Raw genomic sequence first — 14,371 nt, forward strand, 5'->3', positions numbered from 1 at the left:
CGCGAGGGCTTCCGGCGAAAAAGCTAAACAGAAGGAGTAACAGTTTCCACCACCTCAGAACTCGGAAAAAACCTTTCAGTAATCCAAGCAGTTACAATATGAGAAAGCAATCCCATCGGCCCAGCAAACAAACACAAAGTCAAAGAATGAACAGTCCAAACACCTGTCCGCTGTCCTTCCAAATAAATCCAGCGTCCCACAAACAAATCCATCACTAAAAAATGAATCCATCCCGTAGCAGCCGCCGTTTCCTGCCCCAGAAACTTAGCAATATCTGCCAACTTGGGATTGGACAAAGCAGCCGCATTTTCTGGAGTCAGACTGCTACCAAACAAATATATGTACAAGATGGCGAGCACTGCAAACGGAATAAAGGAATTCATCACTTTTCTGGTAATTCCCCAGTTGGGCAATAAAATCATAATTGCCCAGAAAGGCAAAACGAACAGATTACCTGCATCGAAAATTAGTTCTGGCGTCATAGTTGGCTGTTGGCTCCTTTGATTCAGTTGAGAGTTGAGAGTTGAGAGTTGAGAGTTGAGAGTTGAGAGTTGACAAAAGAAGGAAGAGGATTGGAGTAATGAATCGTCTTCTTTTAACTTCTGCCTAAAAGGGAGAGGCTTTAAACCAATTTTTTCTGGTAAATGAATGCAATAAACGATGTTAAGATTATTTTACACAATTTTTGCTAATATTTCTCAAAAACCGCAAAAATCCGATTTACAAATTAGACGTAATTGCTAGATTTATCAGAGATTTAAGATTTACACGTGCAGGTATGTTTTTGCGCTTGAGCGCTCTTTGATTATATGAAAGAGCAGCCAAGCGCAACAACGCACCTCAATAACTGAAATCTAAAAGCTAAAACCCATGACAACAACTTATAATAACTTTTCCGATTGGTGCAAGCACAAAAATAATCTCTCTCCCGGCGCGAAACATACCGTAGAAACACTGTTGCAAATATCAGATACTACCGAGTGCGATCGAGCCAACGAACTGCTTTCTAGTATAACAGAACTCAATCTTAAACTTACTCAGCTTACCGATATCAGTCCTCTCTCATCTTTCACTCAACTTACTGCACTCAGCCTCGACAGCAATCAAATATCTGACCTCGCTCCCCTGCAATCTTTAACCAAGCTGAGAACTCTGTATTTAGATGTCAATCAAATATCAGATATCAGCCCGCTTTCATCTCTGACAAATCTGACTAGACTCGTTCTCGATACCAATCAAATATCAGACATCAGTCCCCTAACTGCTCTAACTAATCTTGCCGAACTTGTCTTGTTTGATAACAAAATTTATGACATCAATGCAGTGAAAAGTTTGACTAAGTTAAAGGCGTTAATTATTTATAAAAATCAAATTAATGATCTCGCTCCTCTGGTAAATTTAACTGAACTCCAGACACTCTACCTTTACAAAAACAAAATATCGGATATCAGCCCGCTGGCTTCTTTAAAAAATCTTACTACGCTGTTTCTGTTCGAGAATCAAATATCTGACCTGACTCCGCTGAAAGCCTTGACTAACTTAAAAAAACTGGTTTTATTTGAAAATAAAATATCGGATATTAGTGCTTTGGCCGATCTAACTAATTTAGTTGAACTCAACCTCGGCAACAATCAAATCTCAGACATCAGTCCGCTGAAATCTTTAACTAATTTGACTCAACTTTATTTGTTCAACAATCCGATTGCCGATTGCAGCGCACTGCAAGCTTTGAATAATTTATTTGTGCTCGATTTGTACAACAATCAAGTTTCTGATATCAGTGCACTGCAATCTTTGCAAAAGCTAACGACGCTTGACTTGCGCGGAAATTCGATTATGAATAAAGTTTGCCCGGTCACTCCGGCATCAATCTGTCGGTTTTAATTGTTAAGGCGGTGGCGAAATCTGGGTGTGTATGATAAGCTATCCAACGTCAGTATCAGGAGAAAGTGATGAGTGCACACGATGCTTTGATGTTAGGATTGCTGCTGTTGCCCGGTTTGGCTTTGTCGATCGCAGTTATGGGCGCTTTTGCCGCTGGTGGATAATCGGTTTTTAACATAATACAGTTCAGATAAGACGGTGGTTGAAACCGCCCATTCTTCAACCCACGCACCATCTGGGTTTTGTTTGTATAGACGCGGTTTCAACCGCCCCGTCTTCTTTGGCAAAACCCGCCCCTTTTATCTACCAATTTACAAAAATTGTGCTGTCACATCGGAATTTACCAGGGTATTCGCGCACAAAATACCCGATGCTGCGACGGCGGGAACGCCGATTCCGGGCATGGTGCTGTCTCCCACTCGATATAAGCCTTTGATCGGGGTTTGCGGCCCTGGAAATGTGCCTTTTCCGGCGGCGATTGCTGGCCCGTAGGTTCCTTGATATCGGCGCAAAAATCGGGCGTGGGTTAGCGGTGTGCCGATCGACTCCAGGACGATTCGCGATCGCAAATCCGGTATAATTATTTCTAAAGCTTTAAACAGAGATTGCGATCGCTCTTGCTTTCTTTCTTGATAACTATCGCCATACTCCCAACCTGCGTAGGGTTCCAATGTATAAGCGTGAATCGCGTGATGTCCGGGCGGTGCGAGAGTTTGATCCCACACTGTTGGAATCGAAATCATGCAGGTATTTCCGGGTACTGTAATGTCAACCAAGCTGTCATGAACGACGACGTGGTGGCCGGTCAACCCTTCGAGTCCTTCGGCTTTAATTCCTAAATGCAGGTGCATGAAACTGTCTACTGCTGGCATCGACAAAGCAGTTTTTCGGTAGCTGGGCGGCAAATCTTCAGGGCGCAGTAACTTTGTATAGGTATCCCAAACTGTGGCATTTGAAATCACAATTGGGGCGCGGATAATTTCGCCGTTTTGCAACCTAACTCCCGTAGTTTTGCCGGATTCAACTAATATTTGCTCGACTGGTGTTCCCAATCGCAACTTTCCTCCCCAGCGCTGTAAGCCTCGAACTAAGGCATCGACGATCGCACCGCTGCCTCCTACAGGATACTCGATCGCCACTCGCGATCGTTCGCCAATCATAAAAGCGATTTCTGGCGCGACGGTTTCATGCGCTTTCAAGCCCGACAGTAAGAAGCACTCCAAATCGATTAAACGTCGCACCCAAGGGTCTTGCACGTCGCGATCCATCAAGGAACCTGCTGAACTGGCGATCGCCCCTAATGACGGTAACAGCTTCAGCAAAGCAGGCGAGTACCGAGACAGCAACACAAGTATTAACTGCCAGTCAGATCTCAACGCTAAAGCCGGAATTCCACGCAAAGCTTCATACACAACTAATAAATTTTGTTGAAATTGCTGTAATTCTACAGCACCTTGTGGTGCGAATTTAGCCACAGCATCTAAGTAATTTCTCGCATCAGCATAGATTGGCAAACTTCCCTCTGGAAAATGGTAATGCCCCAGCGGATCGTAGGTAATTACTGCGATCGATTCCTCCAACATATTCAAGACTTGCCGCAAAGGATTCAGCGACTGCGGATCAGTCAAACCGCAATAAAAAGAAGGCCCCGAATCAAAGTGAAATCCCCGGCGCGAAAAGCTGTGAGCCGCCCCGCCCGCTATGGTATGGCTCTCGCAGACGAGTACCCCCTTCCCGTAGCGAGCGAGCATCGAACCCGCCACTAAGCCACCAATACCGCTGCCAATTACGATCGCATCAAAGTCTTGCATTTATCAAATGTGGTATGATTGTATTATTTCTTGCTGACTGTTGACCCGCCCAAAAACGGGTACAAGTCCACGACTTAAATCGTGGAGACACTAAAATTTTAGACTCCTGTTCGGGTTCCTTTGATTCAAAGTGACAGTAAATCTAAAATCTAAAATCTAAAATCGACTGACAGGGTATCTTTTGGGGAGGAAAACTATGCAAGCTTTATCTATTTTAGATGAAGTTCTTCGCGAATTTGAACAAGATCTCAATCTTTCGCGCATTAAAAGAATCATATTTTTTGCTTGTAAAGAGTGTTGGGAAAACGATCCGGCCAAACTCGCCAGCGCAGATCTAAGAAAGTTGATCGAAGAACTCTGTGGTAAATACAGCAGGTTAGAAGATATTGAAACAGTTTTAAACAGTATCGTTGCCAAGGTTAACAAAAAAACCGAGTACGCTTTAGTGGCAGATCAAATCGTCTGCCAACTGAGCAGGCTTTACGAATACCAAGATTTCACAAAATTAGAAACCAACATATCTAATTTTGGCGGTTATGAAGCACCTGCATTTGATGAACACTTTAGTTCGCAACTTCCCGCAGGGGAGTCGCTAGAAAGAGACGCCGGAAATCTATTTGATGTCCGACAAAAAATTTTACAGCAAACCAATCCATTGAGGGCTAAAATCCTCATTTTTTCTACTCTTTATCACGAGTTCACATTTAGCGAGCGCGATTGGCTGCTGCTGAAAACCCAAGAACTTGACAAGCTGCTGCGACAACTGTTTAATGTCTGTGGCAGCCTAGCCGAACTCGAATCTAATTTGTACGGAACTGCGGGCAAACTTGACAACAGCGACGAATACGACCAAGCAGCTAGCGTGATCATCAAAGCGATGAATCCTTGTTACGCAAAATTGCAACAGGAAGAACGCGACATAGCCGAAGATTCGATTAGCGAAAATTCGGCTACCGAAGATTACGATCAGACGCATTTAAATAACACTTTCTATGAAGATATTGTGCCGGTTGACAGGCGCAACGAATATTTTGAACCGGGGGATATTACTCAGATTATTCAAGCTGCTCCGGCTCACTATCATTATGACCCCCAGAAGAGTTACTTAGTGCCGGACACGGCAAAAAATATACAGTTTAAAGACTCAAAAACCAACAGCAATAATTATACTGCTGATTTCAGACAGGAATTGGTAGAAACAGTCCCCATTTCTGAAACGCCGACAATTATCGAAAGTTTAGAACCAGCCGCTCTTGTTACTACAAATATTAGCGATTCCATCAAACGCAAGTTGGGATTGGAAGAGGAAATGAAAGGCTTAGTTAGTCAAGGTGCTAACTCAGCAACGGCGCAAATAGAACAGATATTCAGCGAGTTGGAATCTGCTATGAACGGAAAACTTTCTACAGAAAGTACCGAAGAGCGTTTGTATTGGAAATATAAAAGTCTCAAAAATTATCTAACACAAATTAATGGATTTACCGACAAATTAATGGAAATGCTGAGCGAAGTTGAGTCAAAAGAAAGCGGGATTCCTTCTGCTGACACTCAGGAGAATATCACTAACAAAAATTCAGCAACAGAGCAGCAAAACTCTAGCCAGAAACCAACTCAGTATCAGCTTGTGGAAATGGCAAAACAAGGCAAACCAAAGGCGATCGCCATTTTGATCAATCAATTGCTAAAACCCAAGGGAATTACTGCCACAGCGGGATTTAAAGAAGGTTGGCTCCACGTCATTCTGGAGTCTGCCGAAGTCCCAAACCAACAGGATACAGCTACATACATTTACAAAAAACTGGGTACTTTAAAGTCACAATCTCTGACTCACGTAAAAATTCACGGGCGACAGTTAGGCAACAAAACAGTCACTTGGACTCAAGAATTTGTGAATTAAACTCATTAAATACCCAGACTCAAGGCTGGGGCTACACAAATTTTCGTCCGCCTGCACGGCAGCGAAATCGCATAAATCTCTAAATAGTAAGTAGGTCATTGTCAAAAAACAATAGTATCTTGTAGGGCGGGTTTAGTTGAAAATTTATGATGCAAACCAGTTTATGAAGGCAAAATCCGCCCTCCATCTAATGTTTATTTGTACCACCTACTTAAGTGAATCTTGCCCAATAACTAACAACCAAAAAATATGAATGCCAGCGAAGTTTTAAGGCGATATACATCAGGCGAACTAGATTTTCAAGGTATGAATTTGAGAGGCGTTCACCTGATCGGTGCCGATTTAATTGGCGTCAATTTAAGCAGTGCTGACCTTTGGGGTGCAAACTTAGCGATGTCGTATCTGAGCAGAATCAACCTTCAGCGTGCAAATTTAACTAACGCAAAGTTGTGTGGTGCTAACTTAAATCAGGCCAACTTGAGCGCAGCAAATTTGTCCGATGCCGACTTCCACGGAGCTACTTTGCAAGGTGCAGACTTTCGCAGAGCTAACATTTCTTTGGCAGTTTTTATCGATGCAAATTTGACCGATGCAGATATGCGAGGGGTCAATTTGCAAGGTGCAGATTTGCGCGGTGCCTGCTTGCGCGGCGCAAATCTGCGCAAGGAGCAGCGAATTTTTGAGGGTGCAAATTTGCGCGGTGCGAATTTGCAAGGTGCAGATTTGCGCGGTGTCAATTTGCTGGGTGCAGATTTGACTAAAGCTAATCTCAGTAAAGCGAATTTGACTGAAGCATCTCTGCGGGAAGTAAATCTGACTCAGGCGAATTTGAGCGAAGCTATTTTAGATGGCACGTTTTTAACTGAAGCAACTTTGGTAGAAACAAATCTTTGCTGGGCTGTTATGACTAATGCTAAGTTGGAAAGAGCTATATTAATTGATGCTGAATTGGCTGGTGCTAATTTGCGCGGTGCATTTCTTCCTGATGTTAAGTTGAGTAATGCTAATTTGGTGATGGCTGATTTGAGTCGTGCTAATTTGGTGCGGGCTGATTTGAGTCGTGCTAATTTTAATCAGGCGAATTTGAGTGAAGCCGACTTGACTGATGCTTACCTGGCTAAAACAGATTTGCGGGATGCCATTTTGCACCGCACAAGTTTAATTAGGGCAGATTTGAGCACTGCTAATTTAGCGGGAGCTCAATTGCGCGGTACCATCATGCCAAGTGGAGAAATGCACGGGTAATACCATTTTAGATGTGAGATTTTAGATTTGAGAATTGAAGTTGCGTAGGGTGTATAAGCACCTTACCACTGTTCGTAATTGAATCTCCTGATGTTAGTTTTTAGTGATTAATTATGGCAAGTTACAAAACTGTGTTCTTTTTTAACAGTTTAACTTTAGTGCTGGTTGCGCTAGTGACGGGGTGTCTGAGTTTATTCGGTTCTTCGGTAAAAGGGTTGTTTTTGCCACCTTGCTCTACCACCTATCCGGGTGCAGGTTTCTTTTTCTTGGCGTTCCAAATGTTATTTTATTTATCTGTAATCCTGTGCGCTTTTACTTTTGGATTGCTGAGAATTCTGCAACCAAATCGCCCGGAAAATCGATTTATTTTATATTCGGCACTGTTTACAGGTTGCTTTCTATTCAATGAAGTTTTTCGCACCCACGTTCACCTGGGACGTGCGGGTTTTCCGAAAGCGACAATTGTCATATTTTACGCCGTGCTGGCAGTTGCATACGGATTAGCTTTTAGGAGGCAAATAAAATTCACTCCGTACCCTTTACTGCTGAGCGGCGTTGGTTTGTTATTTGTTGCCTTTTTTGCAGAAGCGCTGCCTTTAAAAAATGAGATAGTTTCGAGCTTGCTGGAGGGAATTCCGAAGTTGTTGAGCGGTGTTAATATTGCACTTTATTTTTGGTTTTTGTGCCTGGGTTTGATAGTGCGAGCGCTCAATTATTCCAAATATAATAAAACCATAAGTTTGTAGTAAGGACTTTAGTCTTACTTGCCTCAAAACCTGCGGGAAAAGGAATGAAGTCCTCACTACGAACTTATATCAAAACAGAAAATATCGCTGCGCCATTGGCAAAACAGTTGCCGGTTCGCAAGTTAACAATTGCCCATCTGCCCTCACTTCATAGGTTTCTGGATCGACTTCCATCTGCGGCAAATAATCGTTCAGTTTCATATCTCTTTTACTAATCTGCCGCGTCCCCGAAACTGCTACAGTTGGCTTTTGTAAACCGAGCTGTGCGGCAATATCTCGATCGCGCGCAGCCTGCGAAACAAACGTCAAACAAGTCGCCCCAATAGCCCCCCCAAAACTGCCAAACATCGGCCGCATATGCACCGGTTGCGGCGTAGGAATACTGGCGTTAGCGTCTCCCATCTGCCCATAGGCGATCGCACCACCCTTAATCACCAACTCCGGTTTCACCCCAAAAAACGCCGGCCGCCACAAACACAAATCCGCCAACTTCCCCTCTTCCACCGAACCCACATACTGACTAATTCCGTGAGTAATCGCCGGATTAATTGTATATTTCGCAATGTACCGCTTCGCCCGAAAATTATCATTTTCCCCACTGGTTGCAGGGGCATCTTGCCCATCCAAATGACCTCTTTGCACCTTCATTTTATGTGCCGTTTGCCAAGTCCGAATAATCACCTCTCCAACCCTACCCATCGCCTGCGAGTCAGAAGAAATCATACTAAACGCACCCAAATCGTGCAAAATATCCTCAGCAGCAATAGTTTCCCTTCTAATTCTTGACTCAGCAAAAGCCACATCTTCAGGAATCCCCCGATCCAAATGGTGGCAAACCATCAACATATCTAAATGTTCTTCCAAAGTATTGACAGTATAAGGGCGAGTCGGGTTAGTAGACGAAGGCAAAACATTAGCCTGGCCGCAGACTTTAATAATATCCGGTGCGTGTCCGCCGCCAGCACCTTCTGTGTGGTAAGTGTGAATAGCGCGATTTTTAAATGCCGCAATTGTAGCTTCCACAAATCCCGCTTCATTGAGAGTATCGGTGTGAATTGCAACTTGCACGTCGTACTCGTCAGCTACACTCAAACAATTGTCGATCGTTGCTGGCGTAGTTCCCCAATCTTCGTGGAGTTTCAAACCCATTGCACCGGCAAATATTTGTTCAATTAATCCTTGGGGTTGACTGCTATTTCCTTTACCTGAAAAACCGATATTTACGGGGAAAGCGTCGGCTGCTTGCAGCATTCTGTACATATGCCAAGGCCCCGGAGTGCAAGTTGTGGCGTTTGTACCGGTTGCTGGGCCAGTACCGCCGCCGATCATGGTAGTGACTCCAGAGGCGATCGCCACTTCGATTTGTTGCGGGCAAATAAAATGAATGTGAGTATCAACTCCCCCCGCCGTGAGAATCATTCCTTCACCAGCAATTACTTCTGTACCCGGCCCGATAATAATATCTACCCTATCTTGAATGTAAGGATTTCCAGCTTTACCAATTTTGTAAATTTTTCCGTTTTTAAGTCCAATATCCGCCTTAACAATTCCCCACCAATCCAATATTAAAGCATTAGTAATTACCGTGTCAACAGCACCATCAGCATTAGAAATAGGCGACTGTCCCATGCCGTCGCGAATGACTTTCCCACCGCCAAATTTCACTTCATCCCCGTAGGTTGTGAAGTCTTTTTCAACTTCTATGAATAACTCAGTATCAGCTAACCGCACGCGATCGCCCGTTGTCGGCCCGAATGTTTCTGCGTAAGCGCGGCGATTCATTCTGTAACTCATGCTTTCTCCTAATATTAATATTTTTTTAGTTGGTAGTTGAGGCTAACTTAAATTATACTATTTAGCAAGATTGTTGATAATAGCTGAAGTTTCATCCATCTAACTCACCATTAATCTTACCATTAAAGCCGTAAACTTCACGGCTACCAACAAACGGCACTAATTGAATTTCCCTTTCATCTCCGGGTTCAAACCTGACTGCTGTACCTGCGGGGATATCCAACCGCATTCCTCTTGATTGTTCTCGATTGAATTCTAAGGCTTCATTCACCTCATAAAAGTGATAGTGGGAACCGACTTGAATGGGCCTGTCGCCCGTATTTCCGACCAGCAAGCGCACTGTTGGGCGATCGCCATTTAATTCAATTTCGCCCTCTACAACAATCATTTCTCCCGGAATCATGTCTGTCTCCTGTGATTTTTTGCGGTTAAATATTTAACGAATCGGATCGTGAACTGTCACCAACTTAGTTCCGTCGGGAAAAGTCGCCTCAACTTGCACTTCATGCACCATTTCCGGTATGCCTTCCATCACATCTTCCCGCGTCAGGAGAGTTGTCCCGTAACTCATTAAATCTGCGACGGTGAGGCCATCTCTTGCCCCTTCTAAAATCGCGGCGGAAATGTAGGCTAGTGCTTCTGGATAGTTTAATTTTAAACCTCTTTGTTTCCGGCGCTCGGCTACCAGGGCGGCCGTGAAAATCAGTAGCTTGTCTTTTTCTTGGGGGGTGAGTTGCATTTTTATTCTGGTAAGGGCGATCGCATTATTGGATCAAGTTTAACTATCAGTCGCGGTAAATCTATTGAAAATAAAATATGATTCTATTTTACCCAAACTCTCGGCAAACAGCAAGGGCGTTCGGAAAAAGATAAACGCAGCAAGTGCCAAATGCTCACAAACCAGTCTCTAGCTGCGGCGGTGGACGAACCGCGATATCGGCACAGCAAACCGTTGGGAATGCGAGTCACGCCGATGGTACAATTACCAGGATAAATTGTTGCTTCAGATGGCAAAGCTCGCACTTGTCCCACGAGTTCTGTGGTGACGGATTCACCAACCCAAGCGAGGGTAGCGACTACGGGTTTTCCTGCTAAACCGTGAGAACTTTCTAGCATTTCTGATCCACCTTGGAGCCATTGTCTGTCAATCCACAGAGGGCTGTTCTGCTGCCAGATTTCGGTGTGCGATCGCCATTCTCCCGACAAGAATTTTTCGCCCCTAGCACTGCGTCCAAATCTGGTAATTTCCCACAGTAAAATACTGGCTTGCGGGGCTAATTCTACCCGCAAATTTTGTCGATAAATTGCGCCATCGAAAACGATGGTTTCCTGCGGTAGCAATTCCAAATTCGCAGCGGAATCTACTTGAATATCAATATTTTGTTGCGCTGACTGTCCGCTGCTGCGATAAATTTTTGCAGCGGCTGCGGTGGTGATTAAGGCTTTGGCGTTTGCTTGGAGGTGAAAATTGCTGGAAAGGCGATCGCCCCCGACAACTCCCCCAGCCGTGTGCAAAACTACGCTGTGACAAACCTCTTTACCTTCAGGATAAAACGGACGCTGCACCTTGAGTGGTGCTTGCATTTGGTTGTGGATGATTTGAGTTGCGCCGTCACGGTTGGCGTAGACTAAATTGAGCTTGCCGTGCCATCCATTTATCTTATTTGCAGCTTGTTTGGTAGAAGGTTCAGTCACAAATTTTTGCTAAAAACAGCCACTATCAAAAATATACCACGATTGCTGCGCCGTCAATGAACTTTTTAAATCATCTAGATATCCCTGGCACACCCCGGATAGTCCTTACTTTATTTCATCGGATTGAAAACTGTTATATACTAATTAATCAGGCCTTTAAAACTATCCTCCCATGCCAGCAACCCCCGAAAGCCTCCACAAATTCGTCGCCTACTGCCAACAAAACATTACAGGCGATGAAAAAGGACAAGCACAGGTATTTTTAGACCGCTTTTTTCAGGCATTCGGTCACGAAGGGACATTGGAAGCTGGCGCAACCTATGAACAACGCATCGAAAAAGCCAGCAAGAAAGGTCACATGGGATTTGCTGATTTGGTGTGGAAAAAGCACGTTTTGATTGAAATGAAAAAGCGGGGAGAAGACTTAACTAAAAGGGAGTATCGCGCCCAAACTGAGCGGTATTATCTGCGCCTAAAAAAAGACGATCGCCCTCGCTACGTGATAATGTGCAATTTTGATGAATTTCACATTTACGATTTTGACCTTCAGCCTGATGAACCTTTAGACATTATAGCATTAAAGCAATTGCCAGCGCGTTCGCCCGCTTTTGCTTTTATGGAATCTGTCGCCCGCCGCCCGATATTTAAAAATAATCAAGTCGAGATTACAGAAAAAGCTGCTAGCAGAATGGGGATGTTGCTGGAAATGCTAATTGAGCGCGAAAAAGAGCGCAAATCTCCTAAATTTAATGAGCTTCAAGCCCAGCGATTTGTGTTGCAGTGCGTGTTAGCAATGTTTGCGGAAGATAGGGGACTTTTGCCGCTAGGACTTTTTACTCGCTGCGTTAAAGATTGCTTAGAAGGGGCAAGTACCTACGATGTTTTAGGCGGCTTATTTCAAGCAATGAACCAGGATGGAGTCACGCCTGGGGGACGTTATGAAGGTGTGGAATATTTTAACGGCGGCTTATTTTCAGAAATTCACCCCATAGAATTGCAACAAGGTGAGTTAAAAATATTAGAAGTTTGTGCCGAGCAAAATTGGAGTAAAGTACGCCCTTCTATTTTTGGTAATATCTTTGAGGGGGCGTTGAAGAATGATAAAAAACAGCGGCACGCACATGGCATTCACTTCACTTCAGAGGGAGACATTCGGCGGATTGTTTTGCCAACGATTACTTATTACTGGGAGGAACGGATTCAAGCTGCAACTACAGTTAAGCAACTGCAAAATCTGCACCAGGAAATAGGTAGCTATCGGGTACTAGATCCTGCCTGCGGTTCGGGAAATTTTCTCTATGTGGCTTATCAGGAACTCAAGCAGATTGAAAAGTTATTGTTAGATAAGTTAAATGACTGTGAAGGTTCAAAAGTTCACCTTTCAGTAGTTACGCCGCAGCAATTTTATGGTATGGATCTTAACTCGTTTGCGGTGGAGTTGGCGCGGGTGACGCTGATGATTGGCCGCAAGGTGGCGATTGATAATTTGGGATTGCAAGAACCTTCTCTGCCTTTGGATACTTTGGATCAAAATATTGTCTGTGCTGATGCTTTGTTTACTGAGTGGGTGAAGGCGGACGCGATTATCGGAAATCCGCCCTTTTTAGGAGGAAAGCATATGAGAATGACACTGAATGATAAATATATTGACCGCGTATTTGAACGGTTTTCAGATGTCAAAGATTCTGTAGATTTTTGCTCTTATTGGTTTCGGATTGCTCATAAGAATTTAGGCACTAATGGTCGGGCTGGTTTGGTGGCTACTAATTCAATTAGTCAAGGGAAAAGCCGCGCTGCTGGTTTAGATTATATTGCTCAAAATGGCGGTTATATTTATGATGCTATTTCTACTCAACCTTGGTCTGGTGAAGCTAAAGTTCATGTGAGTATTGTTAACTGGAGTAAGGAAGAGCCGAAACGTTACAATTTAGATGGTCGCCCAGTTTTAAGTATTAATTCTTCGCTGCAAGCTACGATTGATGTTTCTCACGCGGCGAAATTGTTAGCGAATTCAAACAGATGCTTTCAAGGTGTAATTCCGGTGGGAATGGGATTTATTATTACTGAACAACAGGTTAATGATTGGATTAAAGTAGATGCTAAAAATCAAGAGGTTCTTAAACTTTTTTCTATGGGTGCAAATCTAGCACAGAATCCTAACGGTACGCCGGAACGCTGGATTATTGACTTTAATGATATGAACATTGAAGACGCGAGTGAATACGTGCAGCCTTTTGAATACGTGAAAGCTAATGTTAAGCCAGAACGGGATGGTAATCGAGATGCGCGAGCCCGAACTTACTGGTGGAAATTCCTGCGATCGCGTTCAGAGATGAGACAGGCGATCGCACTATTATCTCACTACTTTACTGTGCCCAGAGTCTCGAAATGGGCTGTATTCATTCCCGCGCCCGTTAGCTGGCTCCCTGGAGACAAATCAGTAGTTGTTGCCTCTGATGATTTTTATGTATTTGGCATCCTGACATCTCAAGTACACCGGACTTGGATGCACGCTCAAAAATCAACTCTCAAAGCAGATATCGCTTACACCCACAATACCTGCTTTGAAACTTTCCCATTTCCCCAGACAGCCAACCGCAAATTAGTAGAGCAAATTCGCGCAACTGCTGTCGAACTGCACCAATATCGCACTCAACAGATGTCAACAAAACAGTGGGGAATTACTCAACTTTACAACAAGTTTTTTGCAGAACCAACCAGCCAACTTTATCAACTCCACGAAGCGCTCGATCGCCAATGTAATGCAGCTTACGGATTTACTGAAAGCGACGATATTTTAGCAAAACTGCTGGAATTGAACCTAGAACTGGCAGAAAAAGAAAAACGGGGAGAACCCGTAGTTGGGCCTTCTGTCCCCAACTGATTGAAAATATTGCTCGCAGTTATCATAAGTTTTGTAAATCAGCGTAAAATCACATAGATTGTTGATACAGATCACAAACATTCTCGCATAATAACAGAGATAATTCAGAAGGGATCGGCTAAATTGCGTCTGCTAGCAGCGAAAACAGCATTTATCTGGTGGACTTAAGACAAAAAATAGTTTCAATATTTTGTACGCAACCGACTGTCCACCCCAAAATAACGCCAAAAGTTAAAAGCCAAAAAAACTGTCGGATCTCCCGATCGCATTTTTTCAGGAGTAAGAGCCGAAATATTATAGGTTTTAACCTAAGTTAAACGATTGACCGATAAATTCAGGTTTTGGCTGTTCCTCAAACTTACAAAAAATTGTGCAGGATGTCAACAACTCCTGATTGTTTTGGGAGGAACTTTAA

Annotated in this window: 11 protein-coding genes; 5 read left to right on the forward strand and 6 right to left on the reverse strand. The window is 43.7% G+C overall.

The window, feature by feature from the left end:
- Positions 1–23: 23 nt before the first annotated feature.
- A complete protein-coding gene (locus K4039_RS01955; protein ID WP_265233437.1) occupies positions 24–482 on the reverse strand; it encodes an ABA4-like family protein in 459 nt (152 codons plus the stop codon).
- 388 nt (positions 483–870) lie between these two features.
- On the opposite strand from K4039_RS01955, the gene K4039_RS01960 reads away from it, so the two are divergent.
- A complete protein-coding gene (locus K4039_RS01960; RefSeq protein WP_265233438.1) occupies positions 871–1,884 on the forward strand; it encodes a leucine-rich repeat domain-containing protein in 1,014 nt (337 codons plus the stop codon).
- A gap of 311 nt (positions 1,885–2,195) precedes the next feature.
- On the opposite strand, the gene K4039_RS01965 is transcribed toward K4039_RS01960, so the two are convergent.
- Complete coding sequence (locus K4039_RS01965; protein WP_265233439.1) at positions 2,196–3,695, reverse strand: NAD(P)/FAD-dependent oxidoreductase; 1,500 nt, start codon at positions 3,693–3,695, stop codon at positions 2,196–2,198.
- Positions 3,696–3,891: 196 nt separating this feature from the next.
- On the opposite strand from K4039_RS01965, the gene K4039_RS01970 reads away from it, so the two are divergent.
- The 3 genes from K4039_RS01970 to K4039_RS01980 all read left to right on the forward strand — a co-directional run bounded on the left by K4039_RS01970 (position 3,892) and on the right by K4039_RS01980 (position 7,583).
- On the forward strand, positions 3,892–5,592 hold the full coding sequence (locus tag K4039_RS01970) for a hypothetical protein (protein ID WP_265233440.1): 1,701 nt from the start codon (positions 3,892–3,894) through the stop codon (positions 5,590–5,592).
- A gap of 249 nt (positions 5,593–5,841) precedes the next feature.
- A complete protein-coding gene (locus tag K4039_RS01975) occupies positions 5,842–6,837 on the forward strand; it encodes a pentapeptide repeat-containing protein (RefSeq protein WP_265233441.1) in 996 nt (331 codons plus the stop codon).
- A gap of 113 nt (positions 6,838–6,950) precedes the next feature.
- A complete protein-coding gene (locus K4039_RS01980) occupies positions 6,951–7,583 on the forward strand; it encodes a hypothetical protein (RefSeq protein WP_265233442.1) in 633 nt (210 codons plus the stop codon).
- A 69-nt stretch (positions 7,584–7,652) separates the two neighbouring features.
- Here the strand turns inward: K4039_RS01980 and ureC are convergent, their stop codons facing one another.
- The 4 genes from ureC to K4039_RS02000 form a co-directional block, all read right to left on the reverse strand.
- Positions 7,653–9,377, reverse strand: a complete 1,725-nt coding sequence (gene ureC, locus K4039_RS01985) for an urease subunit alpha (protein WP_265233443.1) — start codon at positions 9,375–9,377, stop codon at positions 7,653–7,655.
- A gap of 91 nt (positions 9,378–9,468) precedes the next feature.
- Complete coding sequence (locus K4039_RS01990; RefSeq protein WP_265233444.1) at positions 9,469–9,780, reverse strand: urease subunit beta; 312 nt, start codon at positions 9,778–9,780, stop codon at positions 9,469–9,471.
- 33 nt (positions 9,781–9,813) lie between these two features.
- Positions 9,814–10,116, reverse strand: coding sequence for an urease subunit gamma (ureA, locus tag K4039_RS01995; protein WP_015179363.1), 303 nt, complete (start codon positions 10,114–10,116; stop codon positions 9,814–9,816).
- Positions 10,117–10,199: 83 nt separating this feature from the next.
- Positions 10,200–11,072, reverse strand: a complete 873-nt coding sequence (locus tag K4039_RS02000; RefSeq protein ID WP_265233445.1) for an urease accessory protein UreD — start codon at positions 11,070–11,072, stop codon at positions 10,200–10,202.
- 172 nt (positions 11,073–11,244) lie between these two features.
- On the opposite strand from K4039_RS02000, the gene K4039_RS02005 reads away from it, so the two are divergent.
- Entirely contained in the window at positions 11,245–13,956 is a 2,712-nt protein-coding gene (locus K4039_RS02005; protein WP_265233446.1) for a DNA methyltransferase, read from the forward strand.
- Positions 13,957–14,371 lie beyond the last annotated feature (415 nt).

The organism is Lyngbya sp. CCAP 1446/10, assembly GCF_026130175.1.
Taxonomy (GTDB): Bacteria; Cyanobacteriota; Cyanobacteriia; order Cyanobacteriales; family Microcoleaceae; genus Microcoleus.

Excerpts from the sequence above, each read along its gene's own strand:
- K4039_RS01955 (WP_265233437.1), bottom strand. The coding sequence starts at position 482 with ATGACGCCAGAACTAATTTTCGATGCAGGTAATCTGTTCGTTTTGCCT.
- K4039_RS01980 (WP_265233442.1), top strand. The coding sequence starts at position 6,951 with ATGGCAAGTTACAAAACTGTGTTCTTTTTTAACAGTTTAACTTTAGTG.
- K4039_RS01965 (WP_265233439.1), bottom strand. The coding sequence starts at position 3,695 with ATGCAAGACTTTGATGCGATCGTAATTGGCAGCGGTATTGGTGGCTTA.
- K4039_RS01970 (WP_265233440.1), top strand. The coding sequence starts at position 3,892 with ATGCAAGCTTTATCTATTTTAGATGAAGTTCTTCGCGAATTTGAACAA.
- K4039_RS01960 (WP_265233438.1), top strand. The coding sequence starts at position 871 with ATGACAACAACTTATAATAACTTTTCCGATTGGTGCAAGCACAAAAAT.
- K4039_RS01990 (WP_265233444.1), bottom strand. The coding sequence starts at position 9,780 with ATGATTCCGGGAGAAATGATTGTTGTAGAGGGCGAAATTGAATTAAAT.
- K4039_RS01975 (WP_265233441.1), top strand. The coding sequence starts at position 5,842 with ATGAATGCCAGCGAAGTTTTAAGGCGATATACATCAGGCGAACTAGAT.
- ureA (WP_015179363.1), bottom strand. The coding sequence starts at position 10,116 with ATGCAACTCACCCCCCAAGAAAAAGACAAGCTACTGATTTTCACGGCC.
- K4039_RS02005 (WP_265233446.1), top strand. The coding sequence starts at position 11,245 with ATGCCAGCAACCCCCGAAAGCCTCCACAAATTCGTCGCCTACTGCCAA.
- ureC (WP_265233443.1), bottom strand. The coding sequence starts at position 9,377 with ATGAGTTACAGAATGAATCGCCGCGCTTACGCAGAAACATTCGGGCCG.